This window comes from Luteibacter sp. 3190 (assembly GCF_031456385.1).
Lineage (GTDB): Bacteria > Pseudomonadota > Gammaproteobacteria > Xanthomonadales > Rhodanobacteraceae > Luteibacter.
Genome location: NZ_JAVDUO010000002.1, coordinates 405,548 through 423,744, shown reverse-complemented (window position 1 = coordinate 423,744; position 18,197 = coordinate 405,548). Strand labels below are relative to the sequence as shown.

The 18,197-nt window shown below is 68.1% G+C and carries 12 protein-coding genes; 7 read left to right on the top strand and 5 right to left on the bottom strand.

Annotated features, from left to right (window positions below):
• Nucleotides 1-38: 38 nt before the first annotated feature.
• Together ppc and J2X58_RS11815 are read left to right on the top strand one after the other, a co-directional pair.
• Nucleotides 39-2,744: a phosphoenolpyruvate carboxylase gene (gene ppc / locus J2X58_RS11820; RefSeq protein WP_310048401.1), complete on the top strand. Its 2,706-nt coding sequence runs from the start codon at nucleotides 39-41 to the stop codon at nucleotides 2,742-2,744.
• Nucleotides 2,745-2,823: 79 nt separating this feature from the next.
• Nucleotides 2,824-4,803, top strand: a complete 1,980-nt coding sequence (locus J2X58_RS11815; RefSeq protein ID WP_310048398.1) for a Cache 3/Cache 2 fusion domain-containing protein — start codon at nucleotides 2,824-2,826, stop codon at nucleotides 4,801-4,803.
• A gap of 327 nt (nucleotides 4,804-5,130) precedes the next feature.
• Here the strand turns inward: J2X58_RS11815 and J2X58_RS11810 are convergent, their stop codons facing one another.
• The 3 genes from J2X58_RS11810 to J2X58_RS11800 all read right to left on the bottom strand — a co-directional run bounded on the left by J2X58_RS11810 (nucleotide 5,131) and on the right by J2X58_RS11800 (nucleotide 9,387).
• Nucleotides 5,131-7,002, bottom strand: a complete 1,872-nt coding sequence (locus tag J2X58_RS11810) for an ATP-binding cassette domain-containing protein (RefSeq protein WP_310048397.1) — start codon at nucleotides 7,000-7,002, stop codon at nucleotides 5,131-5,133.
• Between the two features lie 145 nt (nucleotides 7,003-7,147).
• Entirely contained in the window at nucleotides 7,148-8,188 is a 1,041-nt protein-coding gene (locus J2X58_RS11805) for an aldose epimerase family protein (RefSeq protein ID WP_310048396.1), read from the bottom strand.
• 20 nt (nucleotides 8,189-8,208) lie between these two features.
• The gene (locus tag J2X58_RS11800) at nucleotides 8,209-9,387 is read right to left on the bottom strand and encodes a XylR family transcriptional regulator (protein ID WP_090056453.1); all 1,179 of its coding nucleotides are present in this window, start codon (nucleotides 9,385-9,387) and stop codon (nucleotides 8,209-8,211) included.
• A 153-nt stretch (nucleotides 9,388-9,540) separates the two neighbouring features.
• Here J2X58_RS11800 and xylA point away from each other — a divergent pair, with 153 nt between their 5' ends.
• From xylA to J2X58_RS11775, 5 genes are all read left to right on the top strand, one after another.
• Nucleotides 9,541-10,857: a xylose isomerase gene (xylA, locus tag J2X58_RS11795; protein ID WP_090175450.1), complete on the top strand. Its 1,317-nt coding sequence runs from the start codon at nucleotides 9,541-9,543 to the stop codon at nucleotides 10,855-10,857.
• A gap of 13 nt (nucleotides 10,858-10,870) precedes the next feature.
• Nucleotides 10,871-12,376 (top strand): xylulokinase, encoded by a 1,506-nt coding sequence (xylB, locus tag J2X58_RS11790; protein WP_343124117.1) that lies wholly within the window; start codon nucleotides 10,871-10,873, stop codon nucleotides 12,374-12,376.
• Nucleotides 12,377-12,407: 31 nt separating this feature from the next.
• The gene (gene xylF, locus J2X58_RS11785; RefSeq protein WP_217642657.1) at nucleotides 12,408-13,424 is read left to right on the top strand and encodes a D-xylose ABC transporter substrate-binding protein; all 1,017 of its coding nucleotides are present in this window, start codon (nucleotides 12,408-12,410) and stop codon (nucleotides 13,422-13,424) included.
• Between the two features lie 65 nt (nucleotides 13,425-13,489).
• The gene (locus tag J2X58_RS11780; protein WP_090056459.1) at nucleotides 13,490-15,037 is read left to right on the top strand and encodes a xylose ABC transporter ATP-binding protein; all 1,548 of its coding nucleotides are present in this window, start codon (nucleotides 13,490-13,492) and stop codon (nucleotides 15,035-15,037) included.
• A 28-nt stretch (nucleotides 15,038-15,065) separates the two neighbouring features.
• The gene (locus J2X58_RS11775) at nucleotides 15,066-16,211 is read left to right on the top strand and encodes a sugar ABC transporter permease (RefSeq protein ID WP_217642658.1); all 1,146 of its coding nucleotides are present in this window, start codon (nucleotides 15,066-15,068) and stop codon (nucleotides 16,209-16,211) included.
• A 119-nt stretch (nucleotides 16,212-16,330) separates the two neighbouring features.
• Here the strand turns inward: J2X58_RS11775 and J2X58_RS11770 are convergent, their stop codons facing one another.
• Together J2X58_RS11770 and metK are read right to left on the bottom strand one after the other, a co-directional pair.
• A complete protein-coding gene (locus J2X58_RS11770; protein WP_310048391.1) occupies nucleotides 16,331-16,843 on the bottom strand; it encodes a DUF4142 domain-containing protein in 513 nt (170 codons plus the stop codon).
• Between the two features lie 120 nt (nucleotides 16,844-16,963).
• Nucleotides 16,964-18,184, bottom strand: coding sequence for a methionine adenosyltransferase (metK, locus tag J2X58_RS11765; protein ID WP_310048390.1), 1,221 nt, complete (start codon nucleotides 18,182-18,184; stop codon nucleotides 16,964-16,966).
• Nucleotides 18,185-18,197: the final 13 nt, after the last annotated feature.

Below are 18,197 nucleotides of genomic sequence, written 5' to 3'. Positions count from 1 at the left end.
TCGGTACTCTCGGGGTTTCGATGCCACGTGAGACACCGATGGAAGCCGCACGCGATCCCGAGTTCCTGCCCCACGACGGTCCCCTGCGCGAGGACGTACGCCGCCTCGGCGCCCTGGTCGGCCAGATGCTCGCGGAGCAGGGCGGCCAGGCGTTCTTCGAGCGGGTGGAGCACGTCCGGACCGCCGCCATCCACCGCCGGCGCAGCGGCGCCGCCGTGGATGCCCTGGCGGACTCGCTGACCGGCCTGGACGCCGCCGACGCCGAATCGCTAGCCCGCGCCTTCGCCACGTATTTCCAGGCGGTGAACACGGCCGAGCGCGTGCACCGCATCCGCCGCCGTCGCGACTACCAGCGCGAGGGCGGGGCACCCCAGCCCGAATCGCTCGCCGCCGTGCTCGCCCTGCTGAAGAAGGACGGCGTCACGAAGGAGGAGCTATCGCGCCTGCTCGACCGCCTGGACGTCGAACCCGTGTTCACCGCCCATCCGACCGAGGCGGTGCGTCGCTCGCTGTTGGAGAAGGAACAGGAGATCGTGCGCGCGCTCGTCGACGAGTTCGATCCGACGCGCACGCCGCAGGAGCTCCGCGACGACGACGCCCGCATCCTCATGGCGCTGTCCGCCGGATGGCAGACCGCCGAGGCGTCGCCGGTGCGGCCGAGCGTGCAGGACGAGTTCGACCACGTCGGTTTCTACATCTCCCGTCCGATCTACCGCGTGCTGCCCGCCCTCTACGAATCGATGCAGCAGGCCATCGCCGATACCTACGGCGAGGACGTCGTCGTTCCGCGCCTCCTTCGCTTCGCCACCTGGGTGGGCGGCGACATGGACGGCAATCCGAACGTCAACGCGGAAACGATCGCGGCCACGCTCGCCGCGCAGCGCACGTTGGTGCTGGAGCGCTATGTCGAGGACGTCGTCGCGCTCGGTCGCCTGCTCAGCCAGACGCAGGACCGCGTGACGCTCGACGACCGGCTGCAGCGCCGCATCGAGGACTACCGCGAGCGCCTCCCCGAAGCGGCCGCGCGCATCCGGCCGCGCCATGGCGACATGCCGTACCGCGCGTTCCTGACGTTCGTCGCCGCGCGCCTCGCGGCCACGCTCGACGAAGGCGAGGAGGGCTATGCCACCGCCGCCGAATTCATCGACGACATCGCGCTGATCGAGAAGAGCCTGGTCAACCACAGCGGCCGCCACGCGGGCGCGTACGCCGTCGGTCGCCTGCTCTGGCGCGCCCGCACGTTCGGCTTCCACCTCGCGCGCCTCGACGTGCGCCAGGATGCCCGTGTGCACGACGAGGCGCTCGCCGCGCTGCTCGATGACGCCGACTGGCAGAACCGCGACACGGCGGCGCGCGTGAAGACGCTGCGGCCCTTCGCGGCCGGCGAGCGCAGCTTCGTGGCGGGTGAGGGACACGAAGCGGCGGGGATGCTCCGCGACGTGTTCGCCACGCTGGCCGACTCGCGCAAGCGCTACGGGCACGAGGCGACCGGCCTCTACATCATCAGCATGGCGGAGACCGCCGCCGACGTGCTCGCGGTGCTCGCGCTCGCGCGCCGCGGCGGCCTGCTCGAAGACGGCCGCGTGCCGCTCGACGTGGCGCCGCTGTTCGAGACGATCGACGACCTCAGCGGCGGCGCGCAGACGCTGCAGGCGTTGCTCGACGATCCCGTCTACCGCGCGCACCTGAAGGCGCGTGGCGATCGCCAGTGGGTGATGCTCGGCTACTCCGACAGCGGCAAGGACGGCGGTACCGTCGCCTCGAAGTGGAGCCTGCAGCGCGCGCAGGTGGAGCTGCTCGAGGTGGCGGCGAAGGCGGGCATCCGCGTCGCGTTCTTCCACGGCCGCGGCGGCTCGGCGAGCCGCGGCGGCTCGCGCATCACGCCGGCGCTGATGGCCTCGCCGCGCGGCTCCGTCGCCGGCACGCTCCGCGTGACGGAGCAGGGAGAGGTTATCCATCGCAAATACGGCATCCGCGCGCTAGCGGTGCGCAATCTCGAGCAGACGCTCGGCGCCGTGATGCGCGCCTCGCTGCGTCCGCGCGACGCGGAAGCGCGCGAGGCGGGTTGGAAGGACACGATGGCGCGCCTGTCGGACGAGAGCCGCAAGGCCTACCGCGCCTTCGTGGACACCGAGGGTTTCGTCGACTACTTCCGCGGCGCCACGCCGATCGACGTGATCGAGCGGATGACCCTGGGCTCGCGTCCCGCCCGCCGGCGCAGCATGAAGGGCGTCGAGGACCTGCGCGCGATCCCCTGGGTGTTCTCGTGGACGCAGTGCCGCGCGGTACTCACCGGCTGGTACGGGCTGGGCTCGGCCCTGGACGCGGTCGCGAAGGACTGCGGCGAGGACACCCTGGTGAAGATGGCGCGGGACTGGCCGTTCTTCTCCACGATGCTCGACGACGTCGAGATGGTGCTGGCGAAGGCCGATATCGACATCGCCGAGGCGTTCTCGGTGCTGGCCGGGCCGCTCCACGAGCGCTTCTTCCCGATGGTCCGCGCGGAATTCGAGCGCACCGTGCGCTGGGTGCTGAAGCTGAAGGGGGCCGACGAACTGCTGGCCGGCGACCCCCGGCTGGCGACGTCCATCCGCCTGCGCAACCCGTACGTCGACCCGATGAGCCTGCTCCAGGTCGACCTGCTCCGGCGCTGGCGCGCCACGGGCGGCAAGGACGAGGCCCTGCTCAAGGCGCTGGTCGCCTGTGTGAACGGCGTCTCACAGGGGCTTCAGAATACGGGCTGAGGCCTAAAGACCGGCCCGGACCTGCCGTAACAGCCGGTTCGGGGCACCGTCGCGTGCCCATCTGGTCTGAAGGCTTTCCATGAACGAGAACGGTGATCGCGCCCCCCGGCGCGGCATGAGCGTCGGCGCGCGGCTGAACCTGCTGGTGGTGGGCATCGTCGCCGTGGGCATCGCGCTGCTGACGGTGGCGACCACGACGATGGCGTCGCGGGAACTGGAGGTGCGGGCGCGCGAAGACCTCGCGCGCGGCAACCGGGCCATCATCGCCCTGGTGAACACGTTCGGCGGCGCGCTGCTGGCCGAGTCCGACCGTTTCCTCGACGTCTACAAGAGCTACTACCCCGGCCGCTTCACGGTGGACGACACACACCGCGTGACCATGGCCGGTCATACGGTGCCGCAGCTGTTGCATGACGGGAAACCGCTGAACAACGACTTCACCCTGACGGACGAATTCTCGGCGCGTGCGCATGTGGTCGCGACGCTGTTCGTCCGCGACGGCAACGACTTCATCCGCGTGACGACGTCGCTGAAGAAGGAGGACGGCTCGCGCGCGGTCGGCACGTCGATCGACCATGCGCATCCCGCCTTCCCGCTGCTGCTCACGGGTGCCTCGTACGGCGGTCCGGCGGTGCTGTTCGATCGTCCCTTCGTCACCCGCTACGAGCCCATCAAGGACCAGGCGGGTCACGTGCTCGGCGCGTTCTTCATCGGCGTGGAGATCGGCAAGGAGATGAAGGCGCTGCAGGACGAGATCGCGGGGATCCGCATCGGCCGCAACGGTTACTACGCCGTCGTCGACGCCGCGGCGGGCAAGCGCTACGGCACGTTCGTGGTGGACCCGTCGCTCAAGGGCGCCGCCGCAGTGCCGGGCGCCGCGCTGAAGGTGCTCGATGCCGAGGGGCAGCCGGTCTTCGGCCGGATGCTGTCGGGGAGCGCCGGCGAACTGCGCTACAGCCTCGACGCGGACGGCACGCGCGTCGAGCGCCTGGCCGTCTACGCGACCGATCCGGCATGGCACTGGCTGGTGGCCGGCATCGCCGACATGGACGAGCTGTACGCGCCGGTGCGTCGCATGCGCGGTATCGCCGCCGCGACCAGCATCGCGCTCGTCGCCGTGCTGGCGGTGCTCGTCTTCGTCGCCATTCGTCGCCGGGTCACGCAGCCGCTCGCGCAGGCCGTCGAAGCGGCGCGCCGGCTCGCGGAAGGCGACCTCACGGCACGGCTCGACTCCACGCGGCGCGACGAGATCGGCCAGCTCATGCGTTCCATCGACGGCATCGGCGACGGGCTCGGCGACATCGCGCGTTCCGTGCGCAAGGCGGCGGCCAGCATGGCGGGCAGCACGTCCGAAATCGCGGCGGGCAACGCCGATCTGTCGACGCGCACCGAAGCGCAGGCCCACGAACTGCAGCTCACCGCGGCCAGCCTGGATCAGCTGACACGCACGGTGCGCGACAACGCCGGCCATTCGGCGCGAGCCAGCGCGCTGGCGACCGACGCGAGCGTGGCGGTGCAGCAGGAGGCCGGTGCCATGCAGGAGGCGGTCGACGCGATGAACGGCATCCAGGCGTCGTCGCAGCGTATCGCCGACGTCGTCGACATCATCAACGGCATCGCCTTCCAGACGAACATCCTCGCGCTGAACGCGGCCGTGGAGGCCGCGCGCGCCGGCGAGCAGGGCAAGGGCTTCGCGGTCGTCGCGGAAGAGGTGCGCAACCTCGCGCAGCGCAGTTCGTCGGCATCGAAGGAGATCGCCTCGCTGATCGGCGAATCGGTCGGCCGCGTCGACGCGGGCCACGGCCTCGTGACGGAGGCCGGACGGAACATGGCGATCGTGATCGGCCGCATCCGCGATGTCGCGGAGCTGATGGGCAACATCAGCCGCGCGTCGGGCGAGCAGTCCGAACAGATCGGCCGGATCAACCACGCGGTATCGCGCATGGACGATTCCACGCAGCAGAATTCCGCGCTCGTGGAAGAAGCGGCCGCGGCGGCGAAGAGCCTGGAAGACCAGGCGGCCGAGCTCTCGCGGGTGGTCGAGGTGTTCCGCCTTTAGCGCGAAACCCGTAGGAGCGCGCCCTGCGCGCGACAGTCTTTCGCGAAGAGCGTCAGGCCCTGCCGCTCCTGTCCTCAAAACATGTCGCGCGCAGGGCAGCGACACGGCCGGCCGTCGGAGCGCGCCCTGCGCACGACAGTTTTTCGCGAAGAGGATCAGGCCCTGTGGCTCCTGGCCTCAAAACATGTCGCGCGCAGGGCAGCGACACGGCCGGCCGTAGGAGCGCGCCCTGCGCGCGACAGTTTTTCGCGAAGAGGATCAGGCCCTGCGGCTCCTGGCCTCAAAACATGTCGCGCGCAGGGCGCGCTCCTACGAAAGCCTGCCGCCTCAGCCCTCGAGCTCTTCCCAGCGCGCGAACGCCGCGTCGAGTTCGGCCTGCAGCTTCGCCAGCTCGTCGTTGCCGCGCGTGATGGCCGCGGCGTCCTGTTGGAAGTATTTCGGATCGTTCATCGCCTCGGTGCGGCGGGCGATTTCCGATTCCAGCGCTTCGAGCTTCGCGGGCAGCAGCTCCAGCTCGCGCTGTTCCTTGAACGAAAGCTTCTTCTTCGCCGCGGCCACGGCAGGCGCGGGAGCCGGAGCGGGCGCCGGCGCGGCGGCCTTCGCCGCCTGCCGGGCCGCGGCCACCACGGGCTTCTGTCGCAGCCAGTCGCTGTAGCCGCCGATGTACTCGCCGACCTCGCCGTCGCCCTCCAGCACCAGCGTGCTCGTCACGACGTTGTCGATGAAGTCGCGGTCGTGGGAGACGAGCAGCAGCGTGCCGGTGTAATCGTTGAGCAGTTCTTCCAGCAGCTCCAGCGTCTCGACATCGAGGTCGTTGGTCGGTTCGTCCATCACCAGCAGGTTGGACGGCTGCGCGAACAGCTTCGCGAGCAGGAGACGGTTGCGCTCGCCACCGGAGAGGCGCGTGATCGGCGCGCGGGCGCGCTCGGGCGAGAACAGGAAATCCTGCAGGTAGCCGATGATGTGCTTGCGCTGTCCGTTGAGCTCGATGTATTCGCGGCCTTCGGCCACGTTGTCCAGCGCGTTCATGCGGTCGTCGAGCATGGAACGGTGCTGATCGAAATACGCGATCTGCAGGCCCGTGCCCAACGTGACCTCGCCGTCCTGCGGCACCAGCTCGCCGAGCAGGATCTTCAGCAGCGTCGACTTGCCGGCGCCGTTCGGACCCATGATGCCGACGCGGTCGCCGCGCATGATGGTGGTCGAGAAATCGCGCAGCAGCGTGCGGCCGCCATAGGCCTGGGTCACGTGCTTCGCGTCGATCACCTTGCGGCCCGACGCCTGCGCGGTGGCCAGCGTGATCTTCGCGTTGCCCGCCTGCTCGCGGCGCTCCATGCGCTCGCGACGCAGCGCCTTCAGCGCGCGGACGCGACCCTCGTTGCGGGTGCGGCGTGCCTTGATGCCCTGGCGGATCCAGACCTCTTCCTGCGCCAGCTTGCGGTCGAAGTGCGCGTTCGCCTGGGCTTCGGCGTGCAGGCGTTCCTCGCGCCGGCGCAGGTAGTTGTCGTAGTCGCCGGGCCAGCTGGTGACCTGGCCACGATCGATCTCGACGATGCGCGTCGCGAGCGAGCGCAGGAAGCTGCGGTCATGGGTGATGAAGACGATGCTGCCGTCGAAGCTCTTGAGGAAGCCCTCGAGCCAGGCGATGGCCTCGATGTCGAGGTGGTTCGTCGGCTCGTCGAGCAGGAGCAGGTTCGGATCGCGCACCAGCGCCTGGCCGAGCAGCACGCGACGCTTCATGCCGCCCGACAGCTCGGAGAAGTCGCTGTGCGCGGGCAGCTCCAGTCGCTCGATGACCTGCTCGATGCGCGAGTCCAGATCCCAGGCGTTCTGCGCCTCGATCTTCGCCTGGACATCGCCGAGGGCGTCCATGTCGCCCTGCTCGATCAGGTGGTGGTAGCGCGCGAGCAGATGGCCGAGCTCGCCGAGGCCGTCCGCCACCACGTCGAAGACGCTGCCCGTGGTGTCCTGCGGCACTTCCTGCGTGAGCCGCGCGATGCGCGTGCCGCCCTGCAGGCGGATCTCGCCGTCGTCGGGATGCAGCTCGCCCGCGATCAGCTTCAGCAGCGTGGACTTGCCGGCGCCGTTGCGGCCGACGATGCAGACGCGCTCACCGGTATCGAGGGAAAGATCGACCTGTTCGAGCAGGAGCGGGCCGCCGACGCTGAAGTCGACGTTGAGCAATTGGATTAATGACATGCGGGCATTGTAATGCCCGCCGCCGCCCGTAGGAGCGCGCCCTGCGCGCGACATGTGTTCGCGGAAGGCTGCGAGCTGGCGCGCCAGCTCGGGGTCACCGCCTCAAAGCATGTCGCGCGCAGGGCGCGCTCCTAGGAGGGGGCGATCAGGGCGTATCGACCCTGTACCGCGTGTGCTGGCGCCAGACCACGCCCGGCCGCAGGATCGCGCCGTCCGCGTCCGGCCCGTTCACCTGGTCCGGGAACGCCTGGGCTTCGAGCGCGAATCCGGCGAACGGCCCGTACGTGTCGCCATGGCGGCCCGTCTGGCCGGTCAGCTTCTGCCCGCTGTAGAACTGCAGGCCCGGGCGGTCGGTGTCGATGGTCAGGCGGCGTCCGCTGGAGGGCTCGGTGACGACCGCCACGGTGCGCAGCGTGCCCGCCGGACCGCGCGGGACGTAGCAATGGTCGAAGCCGCCCACGAGCCGCAGCTGCGGGTCGGGCCAGTGCAGCCGCGAGCCGATCGGCGCCGGCTCTCGGAAATCGAACGCCGTGCCGGCCACGTGTTGCCGGCCGACGGGGATGGCGCCGGCGTCGATCGCGAGGAACTCGTCGGCGCCGATGCGGATCACGTGATCGCGGATGTCCGGGCGCCGGTCGTTGAGGTTGAAGTACGGGTGCGCGGTGAGGCTAAGGGGCGTCGGCGCGTCGCTGGTCGCCTCGTAGCGCAGATCCAGCGTCCCGTCGTCCTCGAGCCGGACGCGCAGATCCACGCGCAACTCGCCCGGAAAACCGCCGTCGCCCTCGGGCGACACCAGCCGCAGGACCAGATCGTCGCCATCGGTATCGGCGTCCCAGCGATGGCGATGGAACCCGTCGTGGCCACCGTGCAGGTGATTGCCGCCATCGTTGCGGTCGACCTTGTAGTCGATCCCGTCCAGGCGGAACCGGCCGCCGCGGATGCGGTTGGCCCAGCGCCCGACCACGGCGCCCATGTACGCGTTGGAATCGAGGTAATGCTGCGCGGTGGGGTGCCCGAGCACCACCTCGCCCAGGCGGCCGTGGCGATCGGGCGATTGCCACGAGAGCAGCGTGGCGCCGAGGTCGCTTATCTCGACCTGGCCGCCGCGCGCGTTGCGCAGGGTCCAGCGGTGCAGGGGTGTGCCGTCGGGAAGCTGGCCCCAGGCGGTGGCGGTGGAAACGGGCATGGAACGATCCGTGGAGGCGGTCAGGTGGCCGCCGCCTTGCGATGGAGGTCGAGGTACTGGCGCGGCGTGCAATCGTACTCGCGCCGGAATACCGCATACATGTATTGCAGCGACGTGAAGCCGCAGCGCAGCGCGACGTCGGCCAACGGTGTGTCGGTGTTCGCGATGAGGTCGCAGGCGGTGTCGAGCTTGTGCTTGAGGATCACCTGGTGGACGGTCTGCTTCAGCTCCCGCTTGAAGTGCTCTTCCAGCACCGTGCGCGAGACGCCGACATAGTCCGCCACCTGCTCGGTCTTGATGCCGAGGCATCCGTACTGGCGGATGTAGTGGCTGGCGCGCATCACGTGCGGGCTGCGCATCGGCTGGTAGCGGCTCGAGACCTGCACGTTCATGCCGACGGGCGGCACGAGCACGCGCGTGGTCGAGCAGTCCACGCCACGCAGCATCTGGTGCAGGAGGTGCGCCGCGGTGCGACCCATCTCTTCCGCGCCCTGGATCACCGAGGTGAGCGGGATGCGCGTCAGCAGCTGCGCCATGGGGTCGTTGTCGATGCCCACGATCGCGATCTGTTCGGGCACGGCGAAGTCGCCGATCACGCAGGCCTGCAGCAGCTGGCGGGCGCGCGCGTCGGTGGCCGCGACGATGCCGATGGGCTTGGGCAGGGCGTCGAGCCACGCGACCAGCGCCTCGACGGCCTCGCCCCAGCCGCCGGCGCTGGTGGACGCGCCGTCGTAGACCACGGCGTCGACGGCTTCCTCCGCGACGATCGCGCGGAACGCGTGCTCGCGCTCCTGCGCCCAGCGGCTGCCGGGATGCGGGGGAATGCCATAGAACGCGAACCGGCCCAGGCCCTGCTCGATGAGGTGATCGTAGGCGAGCCGCACCAGCCGGGCATTGTCGGTGGCGATGTACGGAATGCCGACCGGGTACGCGGACGGGTCGTGGTAGGAGCCGCCGACCGCCACGACCGGGATGTGCAGGTCGCGCAGGGCTTCGGGGGCTTCCGGATCGTCGAAGTCCGCGATGATGCCGTCGCCGCGGAACTGCTGGATGTCGCGCATGCGGGTGCGGAAATCCTCTTCCATGAAGAGGTCCCATTCCACGCGCGTGCTGTTCAGGTAATGGCCGATGCCGGCGATCACCTGGCGGTCGTAGACCTTGTTGGCGTTGAACAGCAGGGCGATGCGGTGCGGTTTCATGACCGGTGAAAGTAGCAGGGATCGCCGCCGCCGACCATGACGCAGCGCGGCATTGAAAATGCTTTTCGCCCCAGCGGAAATCGCAATTGCGCGCGCAGGCCCCGGATCGTCAGGATCGTCGGGATTCGTCCCCACGTTCGTCAAGGAATTGTTATGTCGTACTTTTCCAGCATCGCCCCGATCCGTTACGAGGGCACCGGCAGCGAGAACCCGCTCGCCTTCCGCCACTACGATCCGAAGAAGGTCGTGCTCGGCAAGACCATGGCGGACCACCTGCGCCTCGCGACCTGCTACTGGCACACCTTCGTGTGGCCGGGTTCGGACGTGTTCGGCGCCGGCACCTTCGATCGCCCGTGGCAGCAGGCCGGCGAGCCGATGGCGAAGGCGCGCGAGAAGGCCGACGCCGCGTTCGATTTCTTCACCCGTCTCGGCACGCCGTTCTACACCTTCCACGACACCGACGTCGCGCCGGAAGGTAACGGCCTGGCCGAGTACCGCGAGAACTTCGCGGCGATGGTCGACGTGCTGGAGCGCAAGCAGTCCGAGACCGGTGTGAAGCTGCTCTGGGGGACCGCCAACCTGTTCAGCAATCCGCGCTACGCCGCGGGCGCCGCCACCAGCCCGCAGCCCGACGTGTTCGCTTACGCGGCCACGCAGGTGCGCCACGCCATGGAAGCGACGCATCGCCTCGGTGGTGCCAACTACGTGCTGTGGGGCGGCCGCGAGGGCTACGACACGCTGCTCAACACCGACCTGAAGCGCGAGCGCGAGCAGATGGGCCGCTTCTTCCGGATGGTGATCGAGCACAAGCACAAGATCGGCTTCAAGGGCACGATCCTCATCGAACCCAAGCCGCAGGAGCCGACCAAGCACCAGTACGACTACGACACGGCGACCGTGTACGGCTTCCTCAAGGAGTTCGGCCTCGAGAACGAGGTGAAGACGAACCTCGAGGCGAACCACGCGACGCTCGCCGGCCACTCGTTCCACCACGAGGTCGCCACGTCGATCGCGCTCGGCGTGTTCGGCTCCATCGACGCCAACCGCGGTGACCCGCAGAACGGCTGGGACACCGACCAGTTCCCGAACAGCGTCGAGGAACTCACGCTCGTCACCTACGAGATCCTGAAGGCCGGCGGCTTCACCACCGGTGGCTTCAACTTCGACACGAAGGTGCGCCGCCAGAGCCATGCGGCGGAAGACCTCTTCCACGGCCACATCGGCGCTATCGACGCGCTGGCGCTGAGCCTCGAGCGCGCGGCGAAGATGATCGAGCGCGACGCGCTGGCCGACTTCAAGGCGAAGCGTTACGCCGGATGGGACGACGCGTTCGGCAAGAAGATCCTGGATGGCGGCTTCACGCTGGCTTCGCTTTCGGACGATGCGGTAGCGCGCGACATCCACCCGAAGCATGTGTCGGGGCAGCAGGAGTTGCTCGAAAACATCGTGAACCGTTATATCTACGGTTGATATGGAACCCGACATGGAAGCGCAGGAACGCATGTACCTCGGCATCGACCTGGGCACGTCATCGGTGAAAGCCGTCCTCATGGACGAGGCGGGAGCGGTGCGCGCCACCGCTTCCAGCCCGTTGCAGGTGTCGCACCCCCATCCGCGCTGGTCCGAGCAGGATCCCGCGGCATGGTGGGCGGCCACCGAATCGGCCGTTGCGGATGTTCTCAAGGGCGTCGATGCGCGCCGCGTGGCGGCGATCGGGCTTTCCGGGCAGATGCACGGCGCGACGCTGCTCGACGCGTCCGACAACGTCCTGCGCCCGGCGATCCTCTGGAACGACGGCCGCTCGGACGTCGAGTGCGCCGAGCTCGAACGTGTGCCGGGTTTCCGCGAGATCACCGGCAACCTCGCGATGCCCGGCTTCACCGCGCCGAAGCTCGCGTGGGTCCGCCGCCACGAGCCCGACGTGTTCGCGCGCGTGGCGAAAGTGCTGCTGCCCAAGGATTACCTGCGCCTTCGCCTTACGGGCGAGTACGCGACGGACGCGTCCGACGCGGCCGGCACGTTGTGGCTCGACGTGCGGCGCCGGCAGTGGAGCGACGCGATGCTGGCGGCGACGGGCCTCGACCGTTCGCACATGCCCGAGGTGTTCGAAGGCAGCCAGCCGACCGGCCGCCTGCGTCGCGAACTGGCGGACCGCTGGGGCATGGATACCGTGCCCGTCGCCGCCGGCGGTGGCGACAACGCCGCGGGCGCGGTGGGCGTCGGTATCGTGCGCGACGGTCAGGCCATGCTCTCGCTCGGCACGTCGGGCGTGTACTTCGCGGTATCGGATGGCTTCCGGGCCAGTCCCGAACAGGCCGTCCACAGTTTCTGCCACGCGCTGCCCGATACCTGGCACCTGATGTCGGTGATGCTCAACGCCGCGAGCTGCCTCGATTTCACGGCGCGCCTCACGGGGTTGCCCGATGTCCCAGCGTTGCTCGCCGAGGCGGAAGCGCGGGGACTCGCCAAACACGGTCCGCTGTTCCTGCCCTACCTCACGGGCGAACGCACGCCGCACAACGACGCCCACGTCCGTGGCTCGTTCACGCACCTGGGGCCCGACACGGATCGCGCGGACCTCGCCAACGCCACGCTCGAAGGCGTGGGGCTGGGCCTGCTCGACGGCCTCCTGGCCGTGGAGTCGACGGGCCTCGTCGCCGACGAGATCACCGTGATCGGCGGTGGCTCGCGCAGCGCCTACTGGACGCAGATGCTGGCCGACATCCTCGGCAAGCGGCTCGTGCTGCGCAGCGGCGGAGAGGTCGGCCCGGCGCTCGGCGCCGCCCGGCTGGCGCGCCTGGCGGTCGAACCCGGCGCGTCGCTCGACGACGTGTGCCCGATGCCCGCGATCACCGCCGCGCGCGAGCCCGATGCAGCGCGTCATGCTTATTTCCTGCAAACGCGCCACCCTTTGTTCCGCCGATCCTACGAACGACTGAAGCCGCTATACGCCGACGCCATTCCCGGCGACGATTTCCGCCCGCACTGACGGGCGATTCCATAGACCCATGGAGACGAGCATGAAGCAGAAGGCCCTACACACGGTGCTTGCCGTATCGATGATCGCCGCCGGCGTATTCGCGACGCCGCAGGCGCATGCGAGCAAGGACAAGCCCGTCATCGGTTTCTCCATCGACGACCTGCGCGTCGAACGCTGGACGCGCGATCGCGACTACTTCAAGGCCGCGGCCGAAGCGAAGGGCGCGACGGTCTCGGTGCAGTCCGCCGACGCCAACGAGCAGAAGCAGATCCAGCAGATCGAGAACCTGATCTCGCGCAAGGTGGACGTCATCGTCATCGTGCCGTTCAACGCCAAGACGCTCACCACCGTGGTGGCCGAGGCGAAGAAGGCCGGCATCAAGGTGATCTCGTACGATCGCCTGATCCTCAACGCCGACGTCGACGCGTACATCTCGTTCGACAACGACAAGGTCGGCCAGATGCAGGCGCAGGGCGTCGTCAACGCGACGGGCGGCAAGGGCAACTACTTCCTGCTCGGCGGCGCGCCCACCGATAACAACGCCAAGATCCTCCGCGAGGGCCAGATGAAGGTACTCGATCCGCTGGTCAAGAGCGGCGCGGTGAAGATCGTCGGTCAGCAGTGGACGAACGAGTGGCTCGCGACGAACGCGCAGACGATCGTCGAGAACGCGCTGACCGCCAACAAGAACAACATCCAGGGCATCGTCGCCTCGAACGACGGCACCGCCGGCGGCGCGATCGCGGCGCTCAACGGCCAGAAGCTCGCCGGCAAGGTCGCCGTGTCGGGCCAGGATGCCGATCTCGCCGCGATCAAGCGCATCAAGGCCGGCACGCAGACGATGACCGTCTACAAGCCGATCAAGGCGATCGCGACGGACGCCGCGAACCTCGCGGTCGACCTGGCCAAGGGCGGCGCGCCGAAGTTCACCTCGAAGATGAACAACGGCAAGAAGGATGTCGATACCATCCTCCTGACCCCGACCGAACTGACCAAGGCGAACGTCGACCTCGTGGTGAAGGACGGCTTCTACACCCAGGCGCAGGTCGGCCCGTAAGTCAGGCGATACCGGCGGCGCCCCGCATTCCGCGGGGCGCCGCTCGTGAAAGAAGGAAGAACGCGGTGAGCGAATACCTGTTCGAGATGCGCCAGATCGTCAAGGAGTTCTCCGGCGTGCGCGCGCTCAATGGCATCGACCTGGCGGTACGGCCGGGCGAATGCGTCGGCCTGTGCGGCGAGAACGGCGCCGGCAAGTCGACCCTGATGAAAGTGCTCTCCGGCGTGTACCCGTACGGCACCTGGGAAGGCGAGATCCTGTTCGACGGCAAGCCGCTCAAGGCGTACTCCGTGCGCGACAGCGAAGAGGCCGGCATCGTCATCATCCACCAGGAACTCATGCTGGTGCCGCAGTTGTCGGTGGCGGAGAACATCTTCCTCGGCAACGAGATCCGCAAGTTCGGCGGCGTCATGGATTACGACGCCATGTACGCGCAGGCCGAGGCGCTGCTCGCGCGGCTGAAGCTGAAGGACGTCAACGTGGCCGCCCCGGTGATGAACTACGGCGGCGGCTATCAGCAGCTCTTCGAGATCGCCAAGGCGCTCGCGAAGAACGCTCGCCTCCTGATCCTGGACGAGCCCTCGTCGTCGCTGACCTCCGCCGAGACCGACACGCTGCTGTCGATCATCGAGGATCTCAAGCGCGACGGCGTCGCGTGCGTGTACATCTCGCACAAGCTCGACGAGGTCGCGCGCGTCTGCGACACGGTCACCGTCATCCGCGACGGCAAGCACATCGTGACGAAGCCGATGAGCGAGATGACCACGCACTCGATCATCACGGCGATGGTCGGTCGCGACATCGAAAACCTGTTCCCGAAGGTGGAGCACGACATCGGCGAGGTGATCTTCGAAGCCCGCCACGTCACCTGCTGGGACGTGACCAACCCGAACCGCAAGCGCGTCGACGACATCTCGTTCGAGGTGCGCCGCGGCGAGATCGTCGGCATCGCCGGGCTGGTCGGTGCCGGTCGCACGGAACTCGTTTCCGCGATCTTCGGCGCCTATCCGGGCCGCTACGAGGCCGAGGTCGTCATCGAGGGCAAGCCGGTCAAGGTGCGCAGCCCCGAACAGGCGATCAAGGCGGGCCTGTCGCTCGTTCCCGAGGACCGCAAGCGCCAGGGCATCGTCCCGCTGCTGGGGGTGGGCGACAACATCACCCTCGCCACGCTGTCGCATTTCGCCCGTGCCGGCCAGATCGACCGGCAGGCGGAGATGCAGGTGGTCGATGCCGAGATCAAACGGCTGCGCGTGAAGACGGCGAGTCCCGAACTGGCGATCGTCGGCCTGTCCGGCGGCAACCAGCAGAAAGCCGTCCTGACCAAGATGCTGCTGCCCGAGCCCAAGGTGCTGATCCTCGACGAACCCACGCGCGGCGTGGATGTCGGTTCCAAGTACGACATCTACAAGCTGATGTTCGAACTCGCCGCACGCGGCGTCGCGATCATCATGGTCTCGTCCGAGATGCCCGAGGTGCTCGGCGTGAGCGATCGCGTGCTCGTGGTGGGCGAGGGCAAGCTTCGCGGCAACTTCCCGAACGTCGGCCTGACCTCCGAGCAGGTGCTCGCCGCCGCCATCTCCCATGCCGCCGAAGGGCCGGCACACGCCGCCTGATCCCATTCGCGTTACCAGGAAGCCTTCCATGCAGGCCCAGAAAGTCCAGCAACTGTTCGTCCGCTACAAGATCCTCGCGCTGCTCATCGCGGTCGCGCTGATCTGGCTCTTCTTCCACATCAAGACCGACCAGGCCTTCGTCACGCCTGGCAACCTGTCCAACCTGTTCCGGCAGATGGCGATCACGGGCATGCTCGCCTGTGGCATGGTGTTCATCATCATCGCCGGCGAGATCGACCTGTCGATCGGCTCGCAGCTCGGGCTGCTCGGTGGCGTCGTCGCCATCCTCACCGTGAACATGGGCTGGGGCACTTGGCCGTCCATCGCCGCGGTGCTCGCGCTGGGCCTGGTCATCGGCGCGTTGAACGGCTTCGTCGTGACGAAGATGCGCGTCCCGTCGTTCATCGTCGGCCTGGGCGGCATGCTGGCGTTCCGCGGCCTCGTGCTCTATCTGACCGGAAGTTCCACGATCGCTCCCGCGCCGGACGACCTCATCGCGCTCGGCCAGGGCTTCGTTCCGCCGGTCCTGTCGGTGTGGATCGGCGCCTTCATCTTCCTCGCCATGGTCGCGCTGACGGTCCGCCGTCGCATGCGCCGTGCGTCGCTGGGATTGCAACAGGCCGCCACCTGGATCGACGTCGCGCGGCTCGTCGCGATCGGCGCCTTCATCTTCGGCTTCGTGCGCGTGCTCAACGACGCCAACGGCATCCCCATCCCGGTGATGATCCTGCTGGCGCTGCTGGCCGTGTTCACTTACGTGTCGACGCAGACCGTCTTCGGCCGCCACATCTACGCCGTGGGCGGCAACATGGAAGCCACGCGCCTGTCCGGCGTGAACGTCGCCCGCGTGAAGCTCGTGGTCTTCGCGATCATGGGCCTGATGTGCGCGTTCGCGGGCATCATCACCGTGGCCCGCACGGGTTCGGGCTCGCCGTCCGCCGGTACGGGCGCCGAGCTCGACGCGATCTCCGCCTGCTTCATCGGCGGCACGTCGATGCGCGGCGGTTCGGGTACGGTCTACGGCGCGCTCATCGGCGCGCTGGTCATGGCCAGCCTCGACAGCGGCATGCAGCTGATGGACGTCGACAATTCCTGGCAGCTGATCATCAAGGGCGTGATCCTGGTGCTGGCCGTGTGGGTCGACGTGCTCTCCGGGTCGAATCGCAACGCCTGATTCTTCCGTAAGCTCCAATCGCCGATACGATCGGCTCCCACCCTCCGGTAGCAGGCCGCCGACCGAAGGGTGGGAGCCGATCGCATCGACGATCGCAGCGCACGGTCCCCCTCATCGCCTCACTTCTGCGGCAGCGCCTTCGCTTCCTGCAGGTGGTGCTTCAGGGTCGGCAGGGTCTTCTTCGCGAAGGCCTTCAGCTCGGGGCTCGAGCCCTTCTCGATCTCGACCTCGAACATGGCCACCGCCTCCTCGTGGTCGGCGATCATCATCTTGCGGTATTCGCGGTTGAAGTCGGCGCCGTTCAGCCGCGACAGGGCGTCGATCATCTTCGAACCCTCCGGGGTCGGCTCGTGCGCGATCGAGTAGCCCTTGTCGCCGGACTTCAGTTCCTTCAGCTCGTCGTTCGCCTTCGTATGGTCCGTGACCATCTTCTGCGCGAAGCTCTTGACCGCCTTCGACGTGGACTGCTTGAGCGCGATCTCGCTCGCGGCCACCTCGGTCACGCCCGCGGCGGAGGCGTTCTTGTAGAAGCCGGCGTCGGTCGCCGTCCCGCCCTGGGAATCCTTGTCCTGGGCCTGCGCGGCGAACGACAGAGCGGTGGCGAGGAGGGCGGTGGACAGGATGCGGATCATGGGTAGGGTCTCCGGTGACGAAGGCCCTTATGTCGCACCCCGCCCATGAAACCGCCGTGAGGCCCACAGGCCAAAAAAAGGGCGCCCGGAGGCGCCCTTTCGTACGGCTTGATGCGTCGCTTACTTGCGGCGCGCGACCGTCGCGCCGAGGCCCGCGGCATCGCGCAGGATCTCGGCCTTGTCGGTCTTCTCCCAGGAGAACGCCGTGAACGTGTTGCCGTTCTTGTCGGTGATCTCGTAGGGCTTGCGGCCGAAGTGGCCGTTCGAGGCGGTCGGCTGGTACATCGGGTGCACCAGGTCGAGCATCTTGATGATGCCGTACGGGCGCAGGTCGAAGTGCTTGCGGATGAGCTTCTCGATCTTCTCGTCGGGAATCTTGCCGGTGCCGAACGTGGTCACGGAGATCGAGGTCGGCTCGGCCACGCCGATGGCGTAGCTGACCTGGATCTCGCAACGGTCGGCGAGGCCGGCCGCGACGATGTTCTTGGCGACGTAACGCGCGGCGTAGGCGGCCGAACGGTCGACCTTCGACGGATCCTTGCCCGAGAACGCGCCACCACCGTGACGGGCCCAGCCGCCGTAGGTGTCGACGATGATCTTGCGGCCGGTCAGGCCGCAGTCGCCCACCGGGCCGCCGATGACGAACTTGCCGGTCGGGTTGATGTGGAACTTCGTGCCCTTGTGCAGGAGCTTCGCCGGCAGCACGGGCTTCAGGATCAGCTCGCGCACGCCTTCGATGAGGTCCTTCTGCTTGACGTCCGGATCGTGCTGCGTGGAGAGGACGACGGCGTCGATGGCGACGGCCTCGCCGTTCTCGTAGCGCAGGGTGACCTGGCTCTTCGCGTCCGGGCGCAGCCACGGCAGCGGCGAGTTCTTCTTCTTGCGGACCTTGGTCTGCTGCTCGACGAGGCGGTGCGCGTAGTGGATCGCGGCCGGCATGTATTCGCTGGTCTCGTTCGTCGCGTAACCGAACATCAGGCCCTGGTCGCCCGCGCCCTGTTCTTCCGGCTTCTTGCGGTCGACGCCCTGGTTGATGTCCGGCGACTGCTTGCCGATGAGGTTCAGCACGCCGCAGGTCTCGCCGTCGAAGCCGACTTCCGAGCTGTCGTAGCCGATGTCGAGGATGACCTTGCGGGTGAGCGCTTCGAGGTCGATCCACGCGCTGGTGGTGATCTCGCCCGCGACGATGGCGACGCCGGTCTTCACCAGCGTCTCGCACGCCACGCGCGCGCGCGGGTCCTGGGCAAGGATCGCGTCGAGGACCGCGTCCGAGATCTGGTCGGCGATCTTGTCCGGATGGCCTTCGGAGACCGACTCGGAGGTGAAGAGGTAGTTGCTCATCGCTGGGATATAT